Source organism: Flavobacterium pisciphilum (assembly GCF_020905345.1).
GTDB lineage: Bacteria > Bacteroidota > Bacteroidia > Flavobacteriales > Flavobacteriaceae > Flavobacterium > Flavobacterium pisciphilum.
This window is the reverse complement of sequence record NZ_JAJJMO010000001.1, coordinates 4,628,045-4,653,426: the sequence shown is the minus strand read 5'-3', so window position 1 is coordinate 4,653,426 and position 25,382 is coordinate 4,628,045. Positions and strand designations below refer to the sequence as shown.

22 protein-coding genes are annotated in these 25,382 nt (G+C 32.5%); 11 read left to right on the top strand and 11 right to left on the bottom strand.

Features of this window, described 5'->3' with window-relative positions:
• Positions 1-9 precede the first annotated feature (9 nt).
• Genes LNQ49_RS19720 through LNQ49_RS19710 form a run of 3 tightly spaced genes read right to left on the bottom strand, consistent with a single transcriptional unit; the run spans position 10 to position 4,179 of the window.
• Positions 10-1,293: a glycosyltransferase family 4 protein gene (locus LNQ49_RS19720; protein ID WP_229990723.1), complete on the bottom strand. Its 1,284-nt coding sequence runs from the start codon at positions 1,291-1,293 to the stop codon at positions 10-12.
• Between the two features lie 48 nt (positions 1,294-1,341).
• A complete protein-coding gene (locus LNQ49_RS19715; protein ID WP_229990722.1) occupies positions 1,342-3,783 on the bottom strand; it encodes a YfhO family protein in 2,442 nt (813 codons plus the stop codon).
• A 60-nt stretch (positions 3,784-3,843) separates the two neighbouring features.
• Positions 3,844-4,179 carry a DUF4834 family protein gene (locus LNQ49_RS19710; protein ID WP_428978342.1) on the bottom strand — a complete coding sequence of 112 codons (336 nt, stop codon included), beginning with the start codon at positions 4,177-4,179 and terminating at the stop codon, positions 3,844-3,846.
• An 81-nt stretch (positions 4,180-4,260) separates the two neighbouring features.
• Here LNQ49_RS19710 and LNQ49_RS19705 point away from each other — a divergent pair, with 81 nt between their 5' ends.
• Positions 4,261-5,253 (top strand): transporter, encoded by a 993-nt coding sequence (locus LNQ49_RS19705; protein ID WP_229990721.1) that lies wholly within the window; start codon positions 4,261-4,263, stop codon positions 5,251-5,253.
• A gap of 72 nt (positions 5,254-5,325) precedes the next feature.
• Entirely contained in the window at positions 5,326-6,444 is a 1,119-nt protein-coding gene (locus tag LNQ49_RS19700; protein WP_229990720.1) for a GTP cyclohydrolase, read from the top strand.
• A 55-nt stretch (positions 6,445-6,499) separates the two neighbouring features.
• Here the strand turns inward: LNQ49_RS19700 and LNQ49_RS19695 are convergent, their stop codons facing one another.
• The gene (locus tag LNQ49_RS19695; protein WP_229990719.1) at positions 6,500-6,967 is read right to left on the bottom strand and encodes a hypothetical protein; all 468 of its coding nucleotides are present in this window, start codon (positions 6,965-6,967) and stop codon (positions 6,500-6,502) included.
• 127 nt (positions 6,968-7,094) lie between these two features.
• Positions 7,095-8,357, bottom strand: coding sequence for a cysteate-C-fatty acyltransferase (capB, locus tag LNQ49_RS19690; protein WP_229990718.1), 1,263 nt, complete (start codon positions 8,355-8,357; stop codon positions 7,095-7,097).
• Positions 8,358-8,706: 349 nt separating this feature from the next.
• Here capB and nirK point away from each other — a divergent pair, with 349 nt between their 5' ends.
• Genes nirK through LNQ49_RS19675 form a run of 3 tightly spaced genes read left to right on the top strand, consistent with a single transcriptional unit; the run spans position 8,707 to position 11,501 of the window.
• Entirely contained in the window at positions 8,707-10,095 is a 1,389-nt protein-coding gene (nirK, locus tag LNQ49_RS19685) for a copper-containing nitrite reductase (protein ID WP_229991355.1), read from the top strand.
• A gap of 13 nt (positions 10,096-10,108) precedes the next feature.
• A complete protein-coding gene (locus LNQ49_RS19680; RefSeq protein WP_229990717.1) occupies positions 10,109-10,879 on the top strand; it encodes a formylglycine-generating enzyme family protein in 771 nt (256 codons plus the stop codon).
• A 16-nt stretch (positions 10,880-10,895) separates the two neighbouring features.
• On the top strand, positions 10,896-11,501 hold the full coding sequence (locus tag LNQ49_RS19675; protein WP_229990716.1) for an SCO family protein: 606 nt from the start codon (positions 10,896-10,898) through the stop codon (positions 11,499-11,501).
• Positions 11,502-11,537: 36 nt separating this feature from the next.
• Here the strand turns inward: LNQ49_RS19675 and LNQ49_RS19670 are convergent, their stop codons facing one another.
• The 5 genes from LNQ49_RS19670 to LNQ49_RS19650 all read right to left on the bottom strand — a co-directional run bounded on the left by LNQ49_RS19670 (position 11,538) and on the right by LNQ49_RS19650 (position 16,958).
• Positions 11,538-12,776 carry a hypothetical protein gene (locus LNQ49_RS19670; protein ID WP_229990715.1) on the bottom strand — a complete coding sequence of 413 codons (1,239 nt, stop codon included), beginning with the start codon at positions 12,774-12,776 and terminating at the stop codon, positions 11,538-11,540.
• A gap of 113 nt (positions 12,777-12,889) precedes the next feature.
• Positions 12,890-13,612 (bottom strand): iron-sulfur cluster repair di-iron protein, encoded by a 723-nt coding sequence (gene ric / locus LNQ49_RS19665; RefSeq protein ID WP_229990714.1) that lies wholly within the window; start codon positions 13,610-13,612, stop codon positions 12,890-12,892.
• Between the two features lie 14 nt (positions 13,613-13,626).
• Complete coding sequence (locus tag LNQ49_RS19660; protein ID WP_229990713.1) at positions 13,627-15,864, bottom strand: nitric-oxide reductase large subunit; 2,238 nt, start codon at positions 15,862-15,864, stop codon at positions 13,627-13,629.
• A 97-nt stretch (positions 15,865-15,961) separates the two neighbouring features.
• Positions 15,962-16,483: an azurin gene (gene azu, locus LNQ49_RS19655; protein WP_229990712.1), complete on the bottom strand. Its 522-nt coding sequence runs from the start codon at positions 16,481-16,483 to the stop codon at positions 15,962-15,964.
• 40 nt (positions 16,484-16,523) lie between these two features.
• Positions 16,524-16,958 carry an RrF2 family transcriptional regulator gene (locus tag LNQ49_RS19650; RefSeq protein WP_229990711.1) on the bottom strand — a complete coding sequence of 145 codons (435 nt, stop codon included), beginning with the start codon at positions 16,956-16,958 and terminating at the stop codon, positions 16,524-16,526.
• 202 nt (positions 16,959-17,160) lie between these two features.
• Between LNQ49_RS19650 and LNQ49_RS19645 the strand changes: the two genes are divergently transcribed.
• Both LNQ49_RS19645 and LNQ49_RS19640 read left to right on the top strand, forming a co-directional pair.
• Positions 17,161-17,964 (top strand): NYN domain-containing protein, encoded by an 804-nt coding sequence (locus tag LNQ49_RS19645; RefSeq protein WP_229990710.1) that lies wholly within the window; start codon positions 17,161-17,163, stop codon positions 17,962-17,964.
• A 51-nt stretch (positions 17,965-18,015) separates the two neighbouring features.
• A complete protein-coding gene (locus LNQ49_RS19640; protein WP_229990709.1) occupies positions 18,016-19,527 on the top strand; it encodes an FMN-binding glutamate synthase family protein in 1,512 nt (503 codons plus the stop codon).
• A 63-nt stretch (positions 19,528-19,590) separates the two neighbouring features.
• On the opposite strand, the gene LNQ49_RS19635 is transcribed toward LNQ49_RS19640, so the two are convergent.
• Positions 19,591-20,016 carry a hypothetical protein gene (locus LNQ49_RS19635; protein WP_229990708.1) on the bottom strand — a complete coding sequence of 142 codons (426 nt, stop codon included), beginning with the start codon at positions 20,014-20,016 and terminating at the stop codon, positions 19,591-19,593.
• Between the two features lie 301 nt (positions 20,017-20,317).
• Here LNQ49_RS19635 and LNQ49_RS19630 point away from each other — a divergent pair, with 301 nt between their 5' ends.
• From LNQ49_RS19630 to LNQ49_RS19615, 4 genes are all read left to right on the top strand, one after another.
• Entirely contained in the window at positions 20,318-20,893 is a 576-nt protein-coding gene (locus tag LNQ49_RS19630; protein WP_229990707.1) for a non-canonical purine NTP diphosphatase, read from the top strand.
• A 207-nt stretch (positions 20,894-21,100) separates the two neighbouring features.
• Positions 21,101-22,999, top strand: coding sequence for a DEAD/DEAH box helicase (locus LNQ49_RS19625; RefSeq protein ID WP_229990706.1), 1,899 nt, complete (start codon positions 21,101-21,103; stop codon positions 22,997-22,999).
• 87 nt (positions 23,000-23,086) lie between these two features.
• Entirely contained in the window at positions 23,087-23,854 is a 768-nt protein-coding gene (locus tag LNQ49_RS19620; protein ID WP_229990705.1) for a carboxypeptidase-like regulatory domain-containing protein, read from the top strand.
• 134 nt (positions 23,855-23,988) lie between these two features.
• Positions 23,989-25,299 carry a TIGR00341 family protein gene (locus LNQ49_RS19615; RefSeq protein WP_229990704.1) on the top strand — a complete coding sequence of 437 codons (1,311 nt, stop codon included), beginning with the start codon at positions 23,989-23,991 and terminating at the stop codon, positions 25,297-25,299.
• Positions 25,300-25,382: the final 83 nt, after the last annotated feature.

Here is a 25,382-nt window from a genome sequence, read left to right as displayed (position 1 = left end):
AAAAGTATTTTATTTAATCAATTGTGCTAACTGCTTTGTTAGGTTTTTTCTAGAATATTGTTGCAATCCTACTCCGTTTGCTTGTAGTTTTCCTTCTAAAAATTGATTATAAAAATCCAAAATTACACTTTTTAATTTCATTTTTTCAGAATAGTCAAAAAACACTCCTGTATTGGTCTGGGTTATAATATCTGAAAAATCAGATCCCTTCGGTCCAATAGCAATTATTGGTCTATTAGAAACCATATATTCAAACAATTTACCCGGAATAATACTCTTTGTATCTTCTGAATTGATTTCAATTAATAATAAAACCTGAGATTTTTTCTGATGCGCAATAGCTTCGTTATGCGAAACATATCCTAAATTATTCAGATAATCATTTAGCTTATACTTAGTAATTGTTTCTAATACTTCCTGACTAACCGCTCCTATTAGTTTAATTTCTAAATGTTGTTTGAATTCTGGAATCTCTTGTAATAATTCAACCAAACATTCCCATAAAAAGAGTGGGTTTCTTTCTGACAAGAAAGAACCTATATGTGCTAATGTAAATTTAGTATCCAACGTTTGCTTATCAACATTTTCAACATCATACCCGTTTGTAATAACTTCAATTGGTTTTGTCGTTATTTCCTGAAACTCGACTTTAGTTGTTTTACTTGTTACAAGAATAGTATCGGCAGTATTTAAAACCTTATATTCTAATTTCTTATGCTTTTTAGCAGCATAGCTAGACAAGCGTAATGATTTATGATAGCCAATCGTAGTCCATGGATCACGAAAATCGGCGAACCATTTTATATTTAGTTTCTCTTTTAACTCCAAACCTATAAGGTGCAAACTATGTGGCGGACCTGAAGTTACAATTGTATCAATATTATTTTCTACAATATATTTTTCTAAAAATGAAACTGATGGTTTCACCCATAAAACACGTGCATCGGGAATAAATAAATTACCTCGAATCCAAAGAAATGTTTTATCAAGAAATGATTGCTTTTTTTGATTCGGAATAATTCCTGAAGCAATTTTCTTTGTTTTATTTTTTGAAAAAAATGAAGCCAATTGATATGGCTCAATAATTTTATTCTTAATAACAATTACCTGATCTAAAACTTCTTTTACTAGTCCTTCATCAACAATTGGATATGTTGGATTCTCTGGCACATATACAATTGGCTGAACACCAAATTCAGGTAAGTATTTTACAAATTTTAACCAGCGTTGCACACCTGGCCCTCCAGCTGGCGGAAAATAATAAGTAATTATTAAGAGTTTCTTTTGTTCCAAGAAGAATTAATTTAAAATTTAAGATTACAGACTGAGGATAAAATCGAATTACTTAACACCAATCGATTTTTTTCTTTCAAAATAAATCCCTCCTATTAAAAGAATTAGCATACCAATTGAGCTAAAAAGTGTAATCATACTACCCGTTTTAACAACTTCTGGCTCAAACTTAAATTCAATTGTATGTTTACCTCCCGGCACTTCAAGGGCTCTCAAAACATAATTCACAGGGAAATGATCTGTTAGTTTACCATCTATATAAGCATTCCATCCTTTTTCATAATATATCTCAGAGAAAACTGCTAAGCCATCATTTAGGTTATCTGATGTATATTTTAAATAATTTGGCTTATAAACTTCTAATTTAATAGTTCCGTTTGGATCCCATTTTTTCTTTAAACGAGCACTTTTGAATTTAGATCCATAATCATGAATATTAAAGACTGCTACAGTTTTAGTGTCCAAATGGTCTAAAATTTTCATTTCAGCATCGGCTGTATTAACCAATTTCACATCTCTTACAAACCAAGCATTACCATTAGTATTTGGGTTTATAGTTGGAAATTCTTGTCCTTCTTTATTTGTTTGGATGATGTATTTTATATTTAGCATATCCAATACTTCCATATTGTTTTTTGCTATTTGATAGTCAAATAACTGCTGCATTCTTCTTGGTTTTGCAGCATGATATCCTCCAATTGATTTATGGAAATACGAAGCTCTTGCACTAGACAAGTTTCCATTTACTTCAAAAACTCTATAATGCGTAGTATCTTTTAAGATCTGGGCATCTGAAGGTGTTTCTTGAAAAGGAACAGCAACTTCTCTTCCGCTTACAAAATCTTTGGCTGAAACATATTTTTTATCTACAAAAAACAAATCAAAAATCATCAAAACTCCAACTATTATAAGTGCAGTATTCTGAGAGAATTTATTTTTAATAAAGAACCATAATACTCCAAAAGCAACTACAATAAAGAAGCCTGAACGTAGTAAATCTGCTGAGTATAACGTTTTTCTATCTTCTTTTAGTGCATCAACAAAATCTGGTCCGTAATTCTCTAAGAAATAACTATCACTACCTCCTGAGAAATTAAACATGCTTTTACAGAAAACCAATATCAATAGAACACCAATACTGAATACTCCCGTTTGAATCAATCCTTTTTGCTGCAACTTTGGATCTATTTCTTTTAATTTAAAAAAAGATTGTAACCCCATAATTGCAAGAACTGGGAAACATAACTCTAAAATTACTTGTATTGAAGAAACAGCTCTAAATTTATCGTACATAGGCACATAATCGATAAAGAAATCTGTTAACAACGGAAAGTTTTTACCCCAAGACAACATCAAAGCAACCATTGCTCCTGAGAAAAACACATATTTTATTTTTCTATCATCAATAAACAAAGCCAAAACTGCCAAAAAGAACACAATAGCACCAATATATGCTGGAGCAGCTACAATAGGCTGATCTCCCCAATAAGTTGGCATTGCCGAAACAAAATCTTTTGCTTGTCCTTCTGGAACACCTTGTCCTATCATGAACTCATACATATGACTATCTGTACCCAAAGCTTCACTATTTGAACCACCAAACAATCTTGGCGCAATTAGATTAAAGCTTTCTGCAACTCCATAGCTATACTCTGTAATATAATCACGAGTTAAAGCACTTCCGCTAGTATTATTTTTTGAACCATCTGGATTGAATGTTAATTCACTTTTCCCTCTTGTACTGAAACTAGCATACTCGCTAGTTGCCATTAAGTTAGTCGCATTTGCACCTAAAGCAAAAATTCCAGCTACTGCCAAAACTCCAAATGAGATTAAAAGTGGCTTATATTCTTTTTCTTTAATAAAGTTAAAAGCAAAATATCCTGAAAGTATCAATAAGAAAATCAATAGATAATACGTCATTTGAAAGTGGTTGGCATTGATTTCCAAAGCCACCGCAAACATGGTGAGCAATCCACCGAGAATGTATTTTTTCTGAAAGACGAGTATAAAACCAGCAATAACCAATGGCATATATGCAATAGCATGTGCCTTGGCATTATGTCCAACTCCTAATATAATAATCAAATAAGTAGAGAAACCAAAAGCCAATGCTCCGATAAAAGCTTTAAGCGGATCGATTTTTAAAACCAACAACAAACCATAAAACCCTAAGAAATATAGGAAAAGATAGTCTGCTGGGCGAGGTAAGAATCGCAATGCATCGTCTAATTGTCCTACATAATCATGCGGATAATTAGCTCCTAATTGATAAGTTGGCATTCCGCCAAAAGCCGAGTTTGTCCAGTAGGGTTCAGAATGTTCAGTTGCTCTGAAATCATTTTGTTCCTTTGCCATCCCGGTATATTGTGCAATATCCGATTGAAAAATCTGTTTTCCTTGTAATACAGGATAAAAATAAATTAAAGAAACGAGTACAAATCCCAATATAACAAGGGCATGCGGATAAAGCTTATTTATTACTTTCAATTTTGGTAGGTTTGGTTTATGGATGAAAATCTATTGTTCGATTACAAATCGATTACAAATTTAATCTATTTCTTCGTAATCAACGTAATCCCCAACTTTTTTGGTTTCACGCGGGTTTTTCGCATTAGCGGTATCATATATCACCTCATCATTTGTTCTGGTTTTTTGCCATGAATTATTTTGTTGTTGCTGTGTATATTGTTGCTGTTGTCTCTGAAAATTCTCTCCTGCTTTATCCACCACTTTTTTTACTAAAACTGGTAAAAATAATTTTGCCAAGAATCTAAAAATGTAATAAAAAGCAATCATGTAAAAAATCGCTTTTATAAGACCTGAAAAAGATGCTGTTTGCATAATCATATAATTTTTTTCAAAAATAGCAAATCCATTCTTCAAAATTAAAATATCAATCTTAAATAAATAATAAAATATAGTACATTTGAAATGCGTTATTACTTTTTAACTAAAAAAAATAATATGTTTAAAATCAGAAACTTGATTCTTTCCAGCGTTTTTTTAACGCCTTATCTTTTTTTCGGTCAACATACCGATGTTATCAATTCTAACCGACCAGGCGAAACTATGTCAGCTTTTTCAGTTGGGAAATCAGTAATTCAAGCCGAAGTTGGCGTTTACGGAATTAACGAAAAGCACGATTTATTAAATTATAAAGCAAATGGTTTTGGAACTGATTTAACTCTTCGTTGGGGTCTTTTTCGTGAGCAACTAGAGCTTATTGCCGATATACAGTACCAAATGGAAGATTATTCTACCCCATTTGTCAGCTACAAAAAAAATGATTTTAAACAGACTATATTAGGGGCTAAATACCTAATCTATGATCCATTTAAAAACTATGAAAAAAAGGCAAACATTTATAGTTGGAAAGCCAATCAAAGATTCAACTGGCATCAATTAATTCCAGCAGTTTCTATTTTTGCAGGAGCCAATTTTACTTTTGCAGGAAATCCCTATGCATTTACAAATAAATCTAGCATTTCTCCAAAAATCATGTTGATTACTCAAAATCATTTGGGTGATGGAAAATGGGTGTTTGTAACCAATATTATTGCTGATTATATCACTACCGATTATCCTAGCTATGGATATGTAGTAACACTTACACGTGGTTTTAATGACAAATGGTCTGGTTTTGTAGAAAATCAAGGTTATAAAAGTGATTTTTACAGCGATTGTATTATTAGAGGTGGTGCTGCCTATTTGCTAAATAAAAATATGCAAATCGATGCATCTGTAAGTACTAATTTTAAGGATACTCCTTCTATTTTGTATGGTGGTGTTGGATTCTCTTGGCGTTATGACGCAAACTACAAAGAGGTTCAAATGAGCTTTAAAGATAAGAAAGGCAAAAAGGGCAAAAAAGAGAAAAGAGGTAAAAAAAGCAAAAAGAAAGAACTTGAAGAAGATTCTATCAAAATAGAGCAAAAACGCAAATCTTCATTTGAATAAGAACTGCAACAATCCAATTACACAACCTCTCAAAAAAAGAGATTTTTTTTTAAAATACATAATACAATCTTAATGATTACAATACAAGAAGCCAAGACTAAGAAAGAGTTAACTGAATTTATAAAATTTCCATTTTCATTATACCAAGACAATAAATACTGGGTTCCACCAATTATTGCTGATGAATTGGAAACTTTTGACAAAACCAAAAACCCTGCTTTCGAAAATGCTGAAGCTACTTTTTATGTAGCTTTAAGAAATAATACAATTGTAGGTCGTCTTGCTGCCATAATTAACTGGAGCGAAGTTAATGGACAAGAAAAAAAGAAAGTCCGTTTTGGTTGGTTTGATGTTATTGATGATATCGAAGTTACCAAAGCTTTACTTGAAAAAGTATATGAATTAGGTCGAAAAAACAATCTTGAATATGTTGAAGGACCAATGGGATTCTCTAATCTTGATAAAGTTGGTGTTTTAACTGAAGGCTTTGATGAAATTGGAACTATGATTACATGGTACAATCACCCTTACTATGCTACGCATTTTGAACAATTGGGTTATGTAATAGAAAAAAAATATGATGAGAGTAAATTCCCTTTTGCTAATGTAAAACCAGAGGCTTTTGAGAAGGCTAATGATTTAGTAAAGAGAAGATACCAATTAAAACCGCTTAACTTTAAGACGACCAAAGAGGTTATGCCGCATGTAGATAAAATGTTTGATTTATTTAATGAATCTTATGCTTCTTTATCTTCTTTTGTAGCAATAACTGACATTCAAAAAGAATACTTCAAGAAAAAATACATTAGTTTTATTAATCCTGAGTTTATCAAATTTGTAGAAGACAAAGACCATAACATTGTTGCTTTTAGTATTGTTATGCCATCATTCTCTGAAGCTTTACAAAAAACAAAAGGAAAATTATTTCCGTTTGGATTCTTGCATTTGCTTAAAGCAAAAAAACACAGCAAGGATATGATATTTTATCTTATTGGCGTTCATCCTGAGTATCAAAATAAAGCAGTAACAGCAATTATCTTCAATGAGTATTACCATACTTTTAAAGAAAAGGGCATTATTAACTGTTATAGAACTCCTGAATTATCAGACAATGTAGCTATACACAATTTATGGAAACATTTTGATCCTGTTATACACAAACGAAGAGCAACTTTTCGCAAAGAATTATAAAAAAAAATCCATCTGCCGCAGCAGATGGATTTTTTTATTTCCATTAATCTTGAAACTATTTACATTCTACCTTTGATAAGGTCATTTTCGTATCAAATTTCAAGAGCTTTTTATCTTTAAAAACCATCTTACCATTTGTTTCTATAAGGTCACCATATCCTTCTATAAAAGTCCCTGCTTTTTTCAAAAAAGCCACTTCTCTTATCGATGAAACACCTTCTGATTTAAAAGTATAATCTGCAATAAGCGTATCGCCCTTAATGTTTCCAATTATGGTTCCTACGTTTTTATCTTTTTGATAAATTTTATATATCAATTCTCCATTTACTTCATTATGAGAATTAGTATTTAAAACCATAGCAACGGTATCATTATTAACTACTGATTGAAAACACTGTTTCCCCACTGATTCTTTGATTGTTCCAGACTCAACTGTACTTGGTACTATTTCATCTGGTTTATCCTTTTTACATGAAACCAATACTAATGCAACAACTCCTATTATTAAAATTATTTTTTTCATAATCATTCTGTTTAAAGGTTTGAATGTTAAATATACTATATAAAAAAATTAAACAAAAAAAATCCATTCGCATAACGAATGGATTTTTTTATATAATTCCCACATATTCAAAAGAATACTGGTTTAACTATGCATCTAAATCAACTGTAGTTCTACTAGCAATTTCTTTATATGTTCCGTTTTCTAATTTTTCACGAATTGCTTCAAAAGCAGTAAGTGTTTCATCAATATCCGATAAAGTATGTGAAGTTGTTGGTATCATTCTTAATAAAATAATTCCTTTTGGGATAACTGGATAAATTACAATTGATAAGAAAATACCGTAATTTTCTCTTAAATCATTTACCATTACCATTGCTTCAGGAACACTTCCTTGCAAATAAACTGGTGTAACACAAGTATTTGTATCTCCAATATTGAAATTTCTTGAACGCAATCCGTTTTGTAATGCATTCACATTTTCCCATAATTTATCTTTTAATTCTGGGTGATTACGCAACAATTCTAAACGCTTCAAAGAACCAACAGTTTGAATCATTGGTAATGCTTTTGCAAACATTTGAGAACGCAAATTGTATTTTAAATAGTCGATAATATCTTTATCTGCAGCTACAAAAGCTCCAATATTTGCCATAGATTTTGCAAAAGTAGAGAAGTAAACATCAATATCATCTTGAACTCCTTGCTCCTCACCTGCTCCAGCTCCTGTTTTACCAAGTGTACCAAAACCATGTGCATCATCTACTAATAATCTGAAATTATATTTTTGTTTAAGCGCAACAATTTCTTTTAATTTTCCTTGTTGACCACGCATTCCAAACACACCTTCAGTAATAAATAAAATACCTCCACCTGTTTCAGTTGCCATTTTAGTAGCACGTTGCAGGTTCTTTTCCATACTTTCTAGATCATTGTGTTTGTATGTAAAACGCTTACCCATATGTAAACGTACACCATCAATAATACAAGCATGAGAATCTACATCATATACAATAATATCGTTTTTAGTCACCAAAGCATCAATAATAGACACCATTCCTTGGTAACCAAAATTCAATAAATAAGCAGATTCTTTCATTACGAAATCAGCCAATTCATTTTCTAATTGTTCGTGATATTTAGTATGTCCTGACATCATACGAGCTCCCATTGGGTAAGCAGCACCATATTTAATTGCTGCATCTGTATCTGCCTGACGTACTTCTGGATGATTTGCTAAACCTAAATAGTCATTCAAACTCCAGTTTAAAATATTTTTCCCACCAAATTGCATTCTTGGACCAAGTTCACCTTCTAATTTAGGGAATACAAAATAACCCTCAGCTTGAGAAGCCCATTTTCCTAATGGTCCTTTATTGTTTTGAATTCTTTCGAATAAATCTTTTACCATAAATATATTTTGAAGTAATAATTTTAATTTAAACAGCGTGCAAAAATAATGATTATTATTCTAAAATAGAGTTTCCATTTATTTTTATTGAAAAATATTCTGAATATCAATATTCAAAAAAACAAACTTCTTCTAAACACGTTTTTCAAGAGCGCACCTATTCAAATTAAAACAAGACAAATTTCTAAAATAAATAATATGTATTTCATGATTTTTATCATAATAAAAGACTCTTTTGTCTTTTATTTTTGTATAAAGATTTTTAAACTAAGATAAAACCAAATTTATTATGAACAGAAATTACAAAATGCCACTAAAATTGAAAGTATTTTTTTGTGCAATTTTTACAATGGTCCTTTTAGCATCATGTAAAAAAGAAGAAACCTCAACAAATTACACTGACATTGTAACTAATGGGGAAATGGAAGCTGAACTCACAGCTCCGCCAATGGTTCCAAAACCTGTTGGCAACAGACCTGCTATGAAACTAAAAGTAAACATGGAAATTAGAGAACAAGAAGGAACTATGACAGATGGTGTAAAATACACTTATTGGACATTTGGCGGCTCTGTTCCTGGAAGTTTTATTAGAACGCGTGTAGGCGATGAAGTTGAGTTTCACCTAAAAAATCACCCTGACAATAAACTCCCTCACAACATCGATTTACATGCAGTGACAGGCCCTGGTGGTGGAGCAACATCATCATTAGTAGCTCCTGGTCATGAGAAAGTATTTAACTTCAAGGTAATTAACCCTGGGTTATACGTTTACCATTGTGCTACTGCTCCTGTTGGGATGCACATTGCAAACGGAATGTACGGTTTGATATTAGTTGAGCCTGAAGGTGGTCTTCCTCCAGTGGACAAAGAATACTACGTTATGCAAGGTGATTTTTACACTCAAGGGGAATATGGAGCAAAAGGCCTTCAGCCTTTTGACATGAATAAAGCTGTAAAAGAAACACCTGACTATGTAGTATTTAACGGAAAAGTTGGTTCATTAACTAATGGAGGTGAACTTACTGCAAAGGTTGGAGAAACAGTTCGTTTGTTTGTTGGTAACGGTGGTCCTAACCTAGTGTCTTCTTTCCATGTTATTGGAGAAATATTTGATAAAGTACATATCGAAGGAGGTAGTATGATTAACAAAAATGTGCAAACAACACTTATTCCTGCTGGAGGAGCCTCTATAATTGATTTTAAAGTTGAAACTCCTGGAGACTTCATATTGGTTGATCATTCCATTTTTAGAGCATTCAACAAAGGGGCATTGGGAATATTAAAAGTAGAAGGTGCTGACCATAAAAATATTTATTCTGGAACTATTCAAGAAGGTATTTACTTACCTGAAGGAGGAACAATTCAAAAAATGCCTGATAACGGAACTGCTAAAACAGTTACACCAAAAAGAACTGTAGCTGAAAAAATAAAAATTGGTAAAGAAATTTTTGGAACAACATGTTTTGCTTGTCACCAATCTGAAGGACAAGGGATCCCTAGTACATTCCCTCCTTTGGCAAAATCTGATTACCTTAATTCTGATCCTAAACGAGCAATCAAAACAATCTTACATGGTTTAAGTGGAGAAATAACAGTAAACGGTAAAAAATATAACAATGTTATGCCAAGTCAGAATTTATCTGATGACGAGATAGCAAATGTTATGACATACATATACAACAGTTGGGGAAATAACAAAACAGATGTTACTCCCGAAATGGTAAAGTCTCAAAGATAACAACAGCAATATTATGCAAAAAAACATATTTATTATTTTTCTTTTCTTGGCTTATGTGGGAATGTTAAGCGCGCAAGAATCGAAAATGGTTCCAATAAAAGAGGGCTCTTTTGTCCCTCTTTATGGGGCTACAGAGAAAACACCTGTCAATGTAAAATCATTTCATATAGATGTTTACCCTGTTACCAATAGTGAATTTCTAGCTTTTATCAAGAAAAATCCAAGCTATAGTAAATCAAAAATAAAAGGAATTTTTGCAGACAAAAGCTACCTATCATATTGGAAAGGAGATTTTGATTTTGGAAATTCAAATCCAAAAGCTCCTGTAACAAGTGTTTCTTGGTTTGCCGCTAAGAAGTATTGTGAATGCCAAGGCAAACGTTTACCCACTATGGATGAATGGGAATATGTTGCTATGGCTGATGAAAAAAAGATTGATGCCAGAACTAAAGCTGAATTTAATAAATACATATTGTCGTGGTACGAGAAATCAAAGACATATGAAAATCCTATCGGTCAAACATTCAAAAATTATTGGGGTGTTTACGACATGCATGGATTGGTATGGGAATGGACCTCTGACTTTAATAGTATCTTTTTATCTGGAGAATCTAGAAAAGACAAGAGTAATGATAAAAACCTTTTTTGTGGTGGAGCCTCAGTAAATGCAAGTGACTTAATGGATTATGCTGCTTTTATGCGTTATGCCTTTAGAGGAAGCCTTAAGGCACAATATTCAACTAGAAACTTAGGTTTCCGATGTGCTAGCACAACAAAACTATAATTCTAAATCATTTAAAATGAAAAAAACAGTAATTGCAATCTTTATTCTTCTTTTTACATTACAAAGCTGTAAAGATTCTAAAAAGGAAAACAGTTCACTAGATATAAAAGACAAACCAATTAGCGATTTATCTATTTATAATTTGCCTTCTCAATGGACAACTCAAGATGGAAAAGACATTGAATTAAAAAGCTTGAGAGGAAATGTTCTGGTTATGGTAATGATATATACAACTTGTAAAGCAGCTTGTCCAAGACTAGTTGCTGACATGAGAAACATAGAATCTCGATTAAATACAAAAACTAAGAAAAATGTAAAACTCATCTTAGTTAGCATCGACCCTGAAACAGATACTCCTGAGAAACTAAAAGCATTTGCTATTGCTAATAAGATGGAAAATGATCCGTGGATTTTCTTACGCTCTACTGAGGAAAATACCCGCGAATTTGCAGCAATTCTTGCAGTTAATTATAAAAAAATATCTCCTATAGATTTTTCACACTCTAACATTATAAGTGTTTTTAATCCTGATGGAGAGTTAGTTTACCAACAAGAAGGTTTAGGTGTAAACAATGATAAAACGATTGACAGAATAAATCTGGAAGCCGAAAAAATAAAATAGGTTATTAATTCAATTCGCAAAGAACAAGGGAAGATTTTAATTAATCAACTCTTGTTTTTTTGTTTTCAGTATTGACACAATAATCAAGAGTAATCCCAAAACAATAAGAACACTCGTTCCAAAGATTGCTTCATAATACCCATAAAGAGCACCTTTAGCTAAATAAAGGTACCCTCCTTGAAGAAACAGTAGTCCTTCAGTTGCTATATACCCAAAGATAAAACACTTCATTCCAATACGTAATAAATAGGATTGCTGTAAGAGTAATTTATTTTGTATTAATACTCCAAACAAAAATCCGGTTATCACTCCTAGAGTTGTTAAATGGATAAAACCAATTATAAAACTTCTAATTTGATGCGAAACTTCGGCTAGATTAGGGATAAGAACCAATAATTGTATGCCGATTTTCAAGAATAACGAACATAAGGCTAAGCTATAAACTATTTTAGTAATTGGATCTAAATTGGCTTTAAACCATTCTATTTTTGGCCTTAGCATTTTATAGAAATAAACAAAAGCAATCAATTGTAAAATGACTCCAAGAGTATTAATCCAATGTAGTAAGCTATTCTCGATATACCAACTTACAGGAAACGCTACTGTTAAAAATGTGGCTACGATAAGTAGAGTGAAGAATACTTTAAAATGTTTTTTTTCTACTTTATCTTCAAATTGCTTTAAGAATAAAGCTAAAACTGCAAATAAAAACCAACCATTAAACTGAAAATGCAGAAAAAACTGAATTGCAATTTGATAAAAAGCGCTTTGCTTCCCTAACATACTTACTGCTGGTCCTAAACACCAAACTCCAAAAGTTGAAAAGACCATGAATAAAATCGCTGCTATTATAAGTTTATGATGACTTGTCCTATCCTTAAAACCATCTTTCCAAACTAGCCAACAAAAAACATAACTCAATAAAATATGCATTGTAGAAAATACAATCGAAAACAACGCATATCCCTGGATAGGAAAAGTTACCATCATACCGATAACTGCAAATTCTGTAATCCAGAATAATCGGTTGTAAATAGGCTTGCTGCTTTTTTCTTTTGGAAGATAGAAACGAACAACCAAGACATAAATCATCAAATAAGCCCAGCCTAGCATTGCTACGTGGGAATGCGCATGTAGTAAAAAACTATAATTTATATTTAATGGAAACAGATAGAGATAACGCATTAACAACCCTATAATCGAGGCTATCAAAAAGTTTAAGAAACAACATATAATCCAACTTTTTTGCGAACTCATTTTAAATAACAATTTCATTTTTATTTTAATTAAAAGTAGTTTAAAACAATGCTATTATTATAAACTTACAGCAATAAAAATGCACCGATGTCGATTTATCGGTGCATTCTTCTAATTAATATACAGTCTTTTTAAGAAAATTCTTTTTCTAAAAGCATTGCTTTAGGAAATAAGATATTATTCTCTAAATGAATGTGTGTATGTAAGTTCTCTTCAAATTCTTTTAGCATTGCAAAAGTTACCTTATAAGTAGTACATCCATCACTTGGAGCTTTATAATCATTTGCTAAGCTAGCAATTTCGCGAAAGCGTTCTCCTTCAGCATCATGTTCATGCATCATCATTGCAATTGGATTTGATACTGTTCCAAAAGGAGGTTGCATCAAATCTCCATCCGTTTCTTTTGCTTTTACCATCTTTTTCACAAAAGGAAATAACATCAGCTCTTCTTTTTTCATGTGTTGCGCCAATTCACTTGCACATTCAGTAAACAGCTCATTTATTTTAAATAATTCATTATGATTTGCACCGTGAACACTACAAAGTTTATTCAAAAACTGCATTATGATAACTGATTTTTCCTCTACATAGCGGTGGTGTGTTTTTTCGATATAATCTGCCAACAAATCCAACGGCCATGAATTAAAATCTATTTTACTACCATCGTTTGTTGATAATGCATCTTGAATTTTTTTGAGCAAAACCTTAGAATCTATTTCTTGTTTTTCGCAAACCTCATTAATAGTTCTATTCCCTTTGCAGCAAAAATCAATTTTATATTTTGTAAATACCGCAGCTGTTCTAAAATCCTCAGCCACAAACGCTCCTATTGTTTTATTTTGTAAATTTTCCATAACTCTTATATTTATTATTTTCTTTTATTTTTTAATGTCAAATCAAAGACAAACCAAGCTGTAGTTATAATTCCTATTCCAAAGATAGAATCACCTATTGCACGCATCCATTTTAAAGTAATCATTGTAGGTTGTTGCATTAACTCCGATGAACGTGCATACCACATTCCGTGATCAATGCTTTCGATTGCTTGCCAAATTCCTATTGGTAGCAAACTCAATACAGCCATTAAAAACAAACCTATATTTAATGACCAAAAAGTAATCTTAAGCAATTTCTCATTCCATGTAATGTTTCTGTATAAACTTCTCAAAACAAAAAGCATTAAACCAATTCCTAGCATTCCATAAACTCCAAACAATGCTGTATGTGCATGAAGAGGGGTTGTATTTAAACCTTGCACATAATAAAGTGCAATTGGTGGATTGATTATGAATCCAAAAACTCCAGCTCCAAGGAAATTCCAAAATGCTACTGCTATCATAAAATAAATAGGCCATTTATAATCTATAATCCATTGTGTTGATTTTGACAGTTTGTAGTTTTGATATGCTTCAAAACCAATTAATGTAAGTGGTACAACTTCTAATGCGCTAAACGAAGCTCCTAATGCCATTATAGCCGTTGGAGTTCCTGAGAAATACAAGTGATGAAATGTTCCCAAAATACCACCTGCCATAAAAATAATTGTTGCCAATAAAACATTTAAAGTCGCTGTTTTGGTTTTTAACAACCCTAATCGAACAAATAGAAATGCGATTACAACCGTTGCAAATACTTCAAAGAATCCTTCTACCCAAAGGTGAACAACCCACCATCTCCAATATTCAGCAATTGCAAGATTAGTTTGTCTTCCCCACATTAATCCTGCACCATAAAACATAGCAATGGCTGTACAAGAGATTAAGAATAAAATAATTAGATTTTTTTCTTCTGTTTTTTTCTTTATAATCGGAATCAACGGTCGTATCATTAATGCTAGCCATAAAAACAATCCAACTAAAAGGAATATCTGCCAGAAACGTCCTAGATCTACATATTCATAACCTTGGTGTCCAAACCAAAAGTTTTGTACCAAGTTTAGTTTTTGCATTACACCAAACCACTGTCCTACCATTGACCCTAGAACAATAATTAACAAAGCAATAAACAAGAAGTTAACTCCAAAACATTGAAATTTAGGATCTTTACCTGAAACTGCTGGAGCAATATATAATCCTGTTGCCAACCATGCTGTTGCTATCCAAAAAATAGCCAATTGTGTATGCCAAGTTCTTGTAACTGCATAAGGCAAAATTTGATCTATAGGAATACCATATAATCCGTTTCCTTCTACTCCATAATGAGCTGTAATTATTCCTAATGCCATTTGAATAATCATCAGTAAACTCACCACCCAAAAATATTTTTTAATCAAATGCATCGATGGAGTCATTCCTTGATTAATTATTGGATCTTTTGTTGGGATAGGAAACTCTTCATCTTCTCCTGATTTAGCATGGTAAAATACGAGGATTCCAATACTAAAAATCAATAATATAATACTAACACCCGACCAAGCAAGTAACTCTTTGGTTGCAACATTACCAACCAATTCATCCGATGGCCAATTGTGTGTATAAGAAATATCAGAATTAGGACGCTCTGTTACTGTAGCCCAAGTAGCCCAAAAGAAAAAAGCATTCATTTTATGCATTCTAGCCTCTTCTTTTACCGAATTTTTAGGAATGGCATATTCTTCTCTTAATTTATCAAATTTAGGATCATTAGTAAAAAGACCTTCATAATAAGTACTTAAATACTTAATTGCTTCAACTCTATTTTCGGATATCGTAAGTGTTTTTGAATTTTCATCATAACGGTTTGTTCTCACGTCTTTTTGCAGGCGTATTTTTAATGCTGCTTGTTTCTCATTATCTAGATCTTCAAATCGCTTACCAAAATCTTCTTGTGCATATTTATCTAGAATAAACATTGCTTCTCGATGCAACCAATCGGCTGTCCAATCGGGAGCTACATAAGCACCATGCCCCCATATTGATCCAACTTCCTGCCCTCCTATACTCTGCCAAACATTTTGCCCGTCTTTAATTTCGTCTTCAGAAAAAATGATCTTTCCACTATCTGAAACTATTTGTTTAGGGATTGGCGGTGCTTGCTGATAAATTTCGTAACCATAATACCCTAAAACTGCAAAGGATATGCTCATTACTAAAGAAAACGCAATCCATAATTTTTTTTCTCTTTTCATATATTATTCTTTAAAATTTTCCAATAAAAGACCATTTGGTCTTTTATTAGTTTAATAAAAAACTCTAACCCAATAAATTAGGATTAGAGTTCTTTAATTATTCAACAATTAAAACACCTTTCATCATAGCAACATGCCCTGGGAAAGTACATAAGAAATTGTATGTTCCTTTTTTGTCTACAGTAAATTCAATAGTATCTTCTTCTCCACCACCAATTAATTTAGTATGTGCTACAATTGAAGCTTTTTCTGAAGCTGGAATATAGTCTGTATCTTTAGCTGCGATTGCTTTGGCTGCAAAAGCTGCTTCATCTGTTCCTTCTTGTAAAATAACCAAGTTATGTCCCATAGCTTCTTTTGGAATCTTACCTACGTGTTTTAATGTCAACGTAATTGGTTTTCCTGCTACTGCTCTAAGTTCTTTAGTATTAAACTGCATTTGATCATTTCCTTCAATAACCAAAACATTACTTACTGCTTCTGCCTGTCCTTCTGACTCAGTTGCAGTATCATTTACCTCTGTTGACTCTGTAGCTGGAGTTGCTTCTTTTTTACCACAAGAAGTTATTGCTAAACATCCCATTAGCATTACAATCGAAATTTTGACTTTTTTATTCATTTTTGAGTATTTAAATTATTTTAATGTTAATTGTTTTTATTTATCGTTTTAAGAAAAATTCTCCTGATTTCACTCCCAAAGCAAGCTCCTCTAAAGTGGTGTTTGTGAGCATCTCGAGTAATAATTCACGTATTACCTTAAACTCATGGTGTACCGGACAAGGATGTGTTTCTGAACATTCTTTTAAACCAATACCACACCCCATATATATACTATCCCCATCAACTGCATCTACAATCTGAATTAATTTAATCGATTTAATTGCAACAGTTGAAACTTCAAACCCTCCTCCTACACCTTTAGCAGAATCTATAATACCGTTTTTGGTAAGAATCTGCATTATTTTGGCAGTAAATGGTTCTGGAGAATCAATTTCTTTTGCCACATCTTTTATCCCAACTCTAATTCCTTGAGACGATTTAGTTGCAATAAATATTGAAGCTCGGATGGCATATTCACATGCTTTTGAAAACATAGACTCGTTAATTATATTTTAAACAAATATATTCAAAAACTTATTAAAAGACAAATTTATCTTTAATAGATTTAGAAATAAAAAAACCTTATTTATAACCAGAATAATTTAATTGTCTAAAAACACATATTATAACCCAAATTTCAATGAAAACCAATTTTAGCTTACCTTTGCCAGATTATTTTTATGTAAAACCTAAAAAATGTCTTTAAACAGCAACAGAGAATTGAAACTTGCTGTACTTATCGATGCCGATAATGTACCGTATAGTAATGTAAAAGGTATGATGGAGGAAATTACTAAATTTGGTACTCCTACAACCAAGCGTATTTATGCCGATTGGACAAAACCTAATGCAAATGGTTGGAAAAGTGTTTTACTAGAGCATGCCATCACTCCTATTCAACAATATAGTTATACTGTAGGTAAGAATTCTTCCGATTCTGCATTAATTATTGATGCTATGGATTTATTATATTCTGGCAAACTAGACGGCTTTTGTATTGTTTCTAGCGATAGTGACTTCACAAGATTAGCCATTAGATTGCGTGAATCTGGTATGAAAGTAATTGGAATTGGTGAAAAGAAAACACCAAGTGCCTTTATCGTTGCCTGTGACCGTTTTATATATATTGAAGTATTGGATGGTGCTATTAAAAAGAAAGATCCAAAACCTACTGCTTCTGACTCTAAAAAAACTATTGAAAAACCAACAGGAAAACAAAACGAAAAACAAACTGAAAAACCATTAAACAAAATCGACTTGCAAACCATTGAACTCATCGAGGATACAATTGAGGCTATTGGCGATGATGATGGTTGGGCATTCTTAGGTGATATCGGTAATCTTTTAGTAAAAAAGAAACCTGAATTTGACCCAAGAAATTATGGTTTTTCAAAATTAACTCCAATGCTAAAATCCTTAACTGATATTCTCGAAATTGATGAGAGAGATTCAGATAAAAAAGGAATCAAACATAATTACGTTCGCTTGAGATACAGCTAACTCAATTTATAATTTTACACATTACACTTTTCAAATTAAATATTAAAAAACATGAGAAAAAAATTCTTTATTTACGGAATCTTATTGTTTCTAGTCGTTGCCGCAATTTATCTTTATTCTGGTCGTGGTTTTTTACTTGTTATCATTTTACCTATATTATTAGTTATTGGAATTTATAATACCAAACAAGAGAAACACGCCATCCTGCGAAACTTTCCTGTTCTTGGTTATTTTAGATATCTTTTTGAGATGATTGCTCCTGAAATTCAACAATATTTTATTGAAAGATCTACCGATGGAAAACCTTTTTCAAGAAATCAACGCTCATTAGTATATCAAAGAGCCAAAAATATAGATTCTAGTTCTCCTTTTGGAACTCAATTAAACCTTAATCATGATAGTTACGAAGGAATAAAACATTCTATCTTTCCAGCAAAAGTAAACGAAGAATTGCCTCGTGTTCTTGTTGGTGGAAAAGACTGTAAACAACCTTATTCTGCTTCTTTGCTAAACATTTCAGCAATGAGTTTTGGTTCTCTTAGCGAAAATGCTGTTCGAGCATTAAATATAGGAGCACAAAAAGGGAAGTTCTATCAAAATACTGGTGAGGGTGGTTTAACAGAATTTCACCTTGCTGGTGGTGGTGATGTTACTTGGCAAATTGGTACAGGATATTTTGGCTGTCGTGATGCAAACGGTAACTTTGATGGAGAAAAATTTAAGGAAAAAGCATTATTGCCAAATGTAAAGATGATAGAAATTAAACTATCACAAGGAGCAAAACCTGGACATGGTGGTGTACTTCCTGCATCTAAAAACACAGAGCAAATAGCAAAAATAAGAGGCGTAGAACCACATACTACAATTTTATCTCCTCCTAGCCATAGCGCATTCTCTGATGCAAAAGGATTAATTCATTTTGTTGCTCGTTTACGCGAATTATCAGAAGGTAAGCCTATTGGTTTTAAACTTTGTATTGGAAATACTAAAGAATTTGAAGCAATTTGTAATGAAATGATTGCTGAAGATTGCTTCCCTGATTTCATTACGATTGATGGTGCCGAAGGTGGTACTGGTGCAGCTCCGCTTGAATTTGCTGATGGTGTTGGTATGCCGTTTGAACCTGCTTTAATCTTTGTAAACAAAACCTTGATTGCTTTAAATATTAGAGATAAAATGAGAGTGATTGGTAGTGGTAAAATCATTTCAGGATACTCAATCTTGCATGCTGTAGCTCTTGGTGCTGATATGTGTAATAGTGCAAGAGGTTTTATGTTCTCACTAGGTTGTATTCAAGCTTTACGTTGTCATAATAACGAATGTCCAACAGGAGTTGCTACACAAAACAAAATGCTAATGAAAGGATTAGTTGTTACAGACAAATCAGATCGTGTGTACCATTTCCACAAAAATACTTTACACTCGGCAAATGAATTATTAGCCGCATCTGGAAAAACGCGATTTGCTGATGTTGATATCAATATCTTTATGCGTGGTGATGAGTTTACTAATTTATCTGAACTCTATTTCCCAGACAACTTAACAAGCGTTACGAAACGTTAGATAATAAAAAGCCTCTTTGATAAAACAAAGAGGCTTTTTAATTTAAAACATACAGATCCTTTATTATTCTGCTTTAGGAGAATTGCCTTTTAGCAATTTGTCCAATTCTTCCTTATTAATTATCTCTTTGGCTAAAACAGTATTATCATTGGCCAAAAAATACACATGAAAAGACACTCCTTCCTCGATTAATTCCTTAGAAAGTTGGCCTTTTTGAATCATTTCAACCAACATATTTGGAAATTTCTCACTGTAGGTTTGTTTATTAGATTCAGTTTGCTCCAAATCTGTTTCAATTCGTATTTCTATTTTATTATCCTCTAAATAGCCTCTAGCAGTAGTACCAGTAATAGTATTACCTATATAACTTGCCGACGTACTGTTATAGGTAGTGACATACTCTTGAAGCTTTTGTTTGGTATTTTTACAACTTACTACTAACAGTACAATAGCAATAGCAGATAAAATTTGTGTTATTTTCTTAATCATATCTTTTTTGTTGGGTTGATAAATCATTAATTCAAACATACTCTAATTACATTTCATACACAAGATTTTTTACAGAAGCGAATCTAAATCAGCTCAACAACACTAGAGTACTTATCTATGTTGCTACTAGCTCCTACTTTTTTAGCCTTGTTCTGATAGCGATTAGAAGGAATGACATTCTTTTATTAAAAGATAAAGTGAACAGCAGAAAAAGCTCTATAAAAAATACTACAGGCTCAAAATTTCATGAAAACATTGTAACTTTGTATAAACCTCTTTTTAAATTATACACCTATTATATATGAATCTCGTTTTTGCTTCAAACAATAAAAATAAAATTTTAGAAATACAAAGCATACTTAATGGTAGCATCAAAATATTAAGTCTAGAGGATATTGGTTGTCATGAAGATATTCCTGAAACCGCAGATACTATTGAAGGAAATGCTATTCTTAAAGCTGATTATGTAACTAAAAAATATGGTTACGATTGTTTTGCTGACGATACGGGACTTGAAATAAATGCTTTAAATGGAGAACCGGGAGTTTATTCGGCTAGATATGCTGGTGAACAACGCAACTCTGATGATAATATGAATAAGGTTTTGGATGCCTTAACTGACGCTCCTAATCGAAATGCAAATTTTAAAACTGTAATTGCGTTGAACCTTAATGGAAAGCAACATTTGTTTACAGGAATTGCCAATGGAAGCATTACTTTGGGCAAAAAAGGAAGTCAGGGCTTTGGCTATGACCCGATTTTTCAACCTGAAGGATACGAAGAAACTTTTGCTGAATTGCCTCTAACCATCAAAAATGAAATTAGCCATCGCGGAAAAGCAACACAACAACTTATTGATTTTCTGAACATAATTTAATAATTGTTTAAAATGCAACATTTTATAGCATAAATTTTAAATTTCAAGACGCTTTTTTGCTACAATTTCTAAAAAAATGATTAGACAATACTTAATCACAAACATAACCGTTTGATAATCAAATCATAATAAATATACAATTCTTAAAATAGCATTAGTTTATCTGAATAATTAACAGTAATTTTGCACCCTATTTTAAAAATACATATGAATAAATTTGAACAATTAGGATTGAGTGAATCGTTACTGAAGGCGATTTTAGATCTAGGATTTGAAAATCCGACCGAAGTACAGGAGAAAGCGATTCCCCTATTATTGGAAAAAGACACAGATATGGTTGCGTTGGCTCAGACAGGGACAGGGAAAACGGCAGCTTTTGGTTTTCCGCTAATTCAGAAAATTGATGCCAACAATAGAAATACACAAGCATTAATTTTATCTCCAACCCGCGAGCTTTGTTTGCAAATTACTAACGAAATTAAAAACTACTCTAAATACGAAAAAGGTATTAATGTAGTAGCAGTTTACGGTGGTGCAAGTATTACAGAACAAGCTAGAGACATAAAAAGAGGAGCACAAATTATTGTGGCTACTCCAGGTAGAATGCAAGATATGATAAACAGAGGATTGGTAAACATTTCTCAAATCAACTATTGTATTCTTGATGAGGCTGACGAAATGTTAAACATGGGATTCTACGAAGATATCGTAAACATCTTATCTACATCTCCAGACGAAAAAAGCACATGGTTGTTCTCTGCAACTATGCCACAAGAAGTTGCTAGAATTGCAAAACAATTCATGCACGAACCATTAGAAATTACTGTTGGAGCTAAAAACTCAGGTTCTTCAACTGTATCTCACGAATTTTACTTAGTAAATGCACGTGATCGTTACGAGGCTTTGAAACGTTTAGCTGATGCTAATCCAGACATTTTCTCTGTAGTTTTCTGTCGTACTAAGAGAGATACTCAGGCTGTTGCCGAAAAATTAATTGAAGATGGATATAGCGCTGCTGCGTTGCACGGAGATTTATCTCAAGCACAACGTGATGGTGTAATGAAATCTTTCCGTGGAAGACAAATTCAGATGCTAGTTGCTACTGACGTTGCTGCACGTGGTATTGATGTTGACAATGTTACTCACGTTGTAAATTACCAATTACCTGACGAGATTGAAACTTACAATCACCGTTCTGGTCGTACTGGTAGAGCTGGAAAATTAGGAACTTCTATCGTAATTGTTACTAAAAGTGAATTACGTAAAATTTCTTCAATTGAAAGAATCATCAAACAAAAATTTGAAGAGAAAACAATTCCTTCTGGAATCGAAATTTGCGAAATTCAATTATTGCACTTAGCAAACAAGATTAAAGATACTGAAGTTGATCACGAAATTGACAACTACCTTCCAGCTATTAACAATGTTTTAGAAGGTCTTACGAAAGAAGAATTAATCAAGAAAATGGTTTCTGTTGAATTTAACCGTTTTATTGCTTATTACAAAAAGAACAGAGATATCTCTAATCAATCATCTGGATCTGACAGACGTGATGACAGAGACGGTAGCGCAAGACCAAATAACAATGGTGGTGCAACTAGATACTTTGTTAACATTGGATCAAGAGACAATTTTGATTGGATGTCATTAAAAGACTACTTGAAAGAAACATTAGACTTAGGTCGTGATGACGTTTTCAAAGTAGACGTAAAAGAAGGTTTCTCTTTCTTTAACACTGACCCTGAGCACACTGACAAAGTAATGGAAGTATTAAACAACGTTCAATTAGAAGGACGTAGAATTAATGTTGAAATTTCTAAAAATGACGGTGGTGGAAGACGTGACCATAACGGAAGAAATTCTGGTGGTGGTTTCGGTGGCGGAAGAAGTTCTGGTCCAAGAAGAGAAGGTTCTGGAGGAGGATTTAGAAGCGATAGAAACTCTGCTCCAAGAGAAGGTGGCTTTAGAAGCGACAGAAACTCTGCTCCAAGAGAAGGTGGTTTCAGAAGCTCAGCTCCAAGAAACGAAGGTGGTTCAGATAGAGCTCCTAGACGCTCTGAAAGCTTTGGTGATTCATCAAGACCAAGAAGACCAAGAAGAGATTAATTCTCTTTGTTAATTTTCTTATAATTATACTAGAAGACTACAAAATATTCAATCTTGATTACTACTTTTAGAGTTTTAAATCAGTTTATGAAATATTTTGTAGTCTTCTTTTTTTTAGTACTATCCACGACCGCGTTTTCCCAAGAGACTGAGCATGCTCAACGCGTATCTGGTTACATTGTTAACGACAATACAAAACTCCCACTTTCTAGCGTAAACATCATCAATCTTAACAAAGTAAGAGGTGCTACATCTGATGCAAAAGGATATTTTGAAATTGACGTTCAGCCAAATGACACTTTACACTTCTCTATTTTAGGATTTCAATCCTTGAGAATTCGTGTTACTAATGACTGGCTAAAAAATAAAGTCACGAAAATTCAGCTTACTGAAAAAGCAATTGCTCTTGAAGAAGTTATCATACGCCCTTTTAACTTAACTGGGTACCTAGAAGTTGATTCTAAATTGATTCCTGCAAAAGAAAACTACCGTTATAGTATTTCGGGATTAACCCAAGGATATGAAGCAGGAGAATACTCTCCTAATGCATTTGGTAAAGTACTAGGATCAATCTTTAACCCAACGGATGTCCTCTATAATTTTTTTGGAAAAAACCCCAAGGAATTAAGAAAGCTCAAGGAAATGAAAAAAGACGATACTGTTCGTAATCTATTAGAATCAAAATTTGATAGAGAAACCGTAGCTGTATTACTTGGAATAAGCAAAGATGAGATCCCTGAGATTTTAAAACGTTGCAACTATTCTGATTCTTTTATACAAAGTGCAAATGATTTACAAATAATGGACGCCATAAGCGGTTGTTATGAGCAATATAAAATACTTAAACGTAATTAGTTACTTTAAAACAATAAAAATCAATCCTCACTACCCAAAGTAGCTGAGGATTTTTTTTTGAAACAACGCAACTATCTTTTACAAGTATTCTAATATAAAATTTGTAATTTAACATTCAACAAACTCCTTTCCTTATGAAAAAAGAAATAAACAAAGTCCTAAACTTCATAGACCTTCAAAAAGGAGAAGAGAATAAAAACAAAGTAATTGAGAATATCACCAGCAGCATCTCTTTTAGAGGTTCTAATTTATGGATATTAGCTTGTGCAATACTTATTGCATCTGTTGGCTTAAATGTAAACTCTACAGCTGTAATAATTGGTGCCATGTTGATTTCACCTTTAATGGGACCAATTGTTGGGGCCGGTTTTGGACTTGGAATGTATGACTTTGAATTAGTAAAAAAATCTATTAAAAATCTTCTGATTGCTACATTTGTAAGTCTAGCAATCTCTACTTTATATTTTTACGCAAGCCCTTTTAAAGAGGCACAATCTGAGCTTTTGGCTCGAACATCTCCTAACATATACGATATCTTAATTGCCTTTTTTGGTGGCTTAGTTGGCGTAATTGCGGTAACAAGAGTTGAGAAAGGAAATCCAATTCCAGGTGTAGCAATAGCAACAGCTTTAATGCCTCCGCTATGTACTGCTGGCTATAGTTTAGCTTTAGGAAATATTGGCTACTTTTTAGGCGCTATGTACTTATACGCTATAAACTGTGTGTTTATTTGCATTGCAACTTTTGTAATCGTAAAATTCCTGAAATACCCTATTACCCAACAACTGGATTTAAAACGTGAGAAACAAGTAAAATACGGCATTACTATACTTATCATGTTCATGATTTTACCTAGCATCTATTTTGCATACCAATTATTTGTTGAAAAGAGCTACCGTTTAAAGACAGAGGTTTTTATCAAAAATGAATTTACAGATCATAATTACCCAATAATATACAAAAAGGTAGAATACAATAGCAATCCTAAAAAAATAGAGCTTGCTTTTTTATCTAAAAAATTCAACAACGAGGAAATCAGCAATTTGAACAAAAAACTGATTGACTATAACTTACCTAATACACAGCTATTAATTCAGCAAGACACTTTTAATTTAAGTCGAGACATCCTCAACAAAATGAATTCTAGTAAAGATCTAGTGGATAAAAAAGACATTATGATTAATAGCTTACGAGAACAACTAGCTGAATACCAATTTAACAATGAGCAAATTACAGACGAGTCGAAAGTACTTTTTCCATATATATCATCGCTAGTTATTGGAAACTACTCTTATAAAAACGCGCAAAATACCAAGATAATACCTGTTGTTTTATACCAGAGCAAAAAAGAGTTAGACAAAGAGATGAATACTAAATTAAAGTCATGGCTTAAAATTCGACTGGCTAAAGATTCAGTAGAAGTATATAGACAAACTCCTAAATAAGAACCCTATTTAGCAACATATTTAAAAAGAGCTTTTTTAAGAGTAATCATATAAAAATAGTCACTATATTTACTTTTATATAA

Excerpts from the sequence above, each read along its gene's own strand:
- capB (WP_229990718.1), bottom strand. The coding sequence starts at position 8,357 with ATGGTAAAAGATTTATTCGAAAGAATTCAAAACAATAAAGGACCATTA.
- LNQ49_RS19700 (WP_229990720.1), top strand. The coding sequence starts at position 5,326 with ATGATTACAATACAAGAAGCCAAGACTAAGAAAGAGTTAACTGAATTT.
- LNQ49_RS19645 (WP_229990710.1), top strand. The coding sequence starts at position 17,161 with ATGTCTTTAAACAGCAACAGAGAATTGAAACTTGCTGTACTTATCGAT.
- LNQ49_RS19680 (WP_229990717.1), top strand. The coding sequence starts at position 10,109 with ATGCAAAAAAACATATTTATTATTTTTCTTTTCTTGGCTTATGTGGGA.
- LNQ49_RS19660 (WP_229990713.1), bottom strand. The coding sequence starts at position 15,864 with ATGAAAAGAGAAAAAAAATTATGGATTGCGTTTTCTTTAGTAATGAGC.
- nirK (WP_229991355.1), top strand. The coding sequence starts at position 8,707 with ATGGTCCTTTTAGCATCATGTAAAAAAGAAGAAACCTCAACAAATTAC.
- LNQ49_RS19650 (WP_229990711.1), bottom strand. The coding sequence starts at position 16,958 with ATGTTTTCAAAAGCATGTGAATATGCCATCCGAGCTTCAATATTTATT.
- LNQ49_RS19615 (WP_229990704.1), top strand. The coding sequence starts at position 23,989 with ATGAAAAAAGAAATAAACAAAGTCCTAAACTTCATAGACCTTCAAAAA.
- LNQ49_RS19675 (WP_229990716.1), top strand. The coding sequence starts at position 10,896 with ATGAAAAAAACAGTAATTGCAATCTTTATTCTTCTTTTTACATTACAA.
- LNQ49_RS19625 (WP_229990706.1), top strand. The coding sequence starts at position 21,101 with ATGAATAAATTTGAACAATTAGGATTGAGTGAATCGTTACTGAAGGCG.
- ric (WP_229990714.1), bottom strand. The coding sequence starts at position 13,612 with ATGGAAAATTTACAAAATAAAACAATAGGAGCGTTTGTGGCTGAGGAT.
- LNQ49_RS19670 (WP_229990715.1), bottom strand. The coding sequence starts at position 12,776 with ATGAAATTGTTATTTAAAATGAGTTCGCAAAAAAGTTGGATTATATGT.
- LNQ49_RS19630 (WP_229990707.1), top strand. The coding sequence starts at position 20,318 with ATGAATCTCGTTTTTGCTTCAAACAATAAAAATAAAATTTTAGAAATA.
- LNQ49_RS19695 (WP_229990719.1), bottom strand. The coding sequence starts at position 6,967 with ATGAAAAAAATAATTTTAATAATAGGAGTTGTTGCATTAGTATTGGTT.
- azu (WP_229990712.1), bottom strand. The coding sequence starts at position 16,483 with ATGAATAAAAAAGTCAAAATTTCGATTGTAATGCTAATGGGATGTTTA.
- LNQ49_RS19640 (WP_229990709.1), top strand. The coding sequence starts at position 18,016 with ATGAGAAAAAAATTCTTTATTTACGGAATCTTATTGTTTCTAGTCGTT.
- LNQ49_RS19620 (WP_229990705.1), top strand. The coding sequence starts at position 23,087 with ATGAAATATTTTGTAGTCTTCTTTTTTTTAGTACTATCCACGACCGCG.
- LNQ49_RS19705 (WP_229990721.1), top strand. The coding sequence starts at position 4,261 with ATGTTTAAAATCAGAAACTTGATTCTTTCCAGCGTTTTTTTAACGCCT.
- LNQ49_RS19635 (WP_229990708.1), bottom strand. The coding sequence starts at position 20,016 with ATGATTAAGAAAATAACACAAATTTTATCTGCTATTGCTATTGTACTG.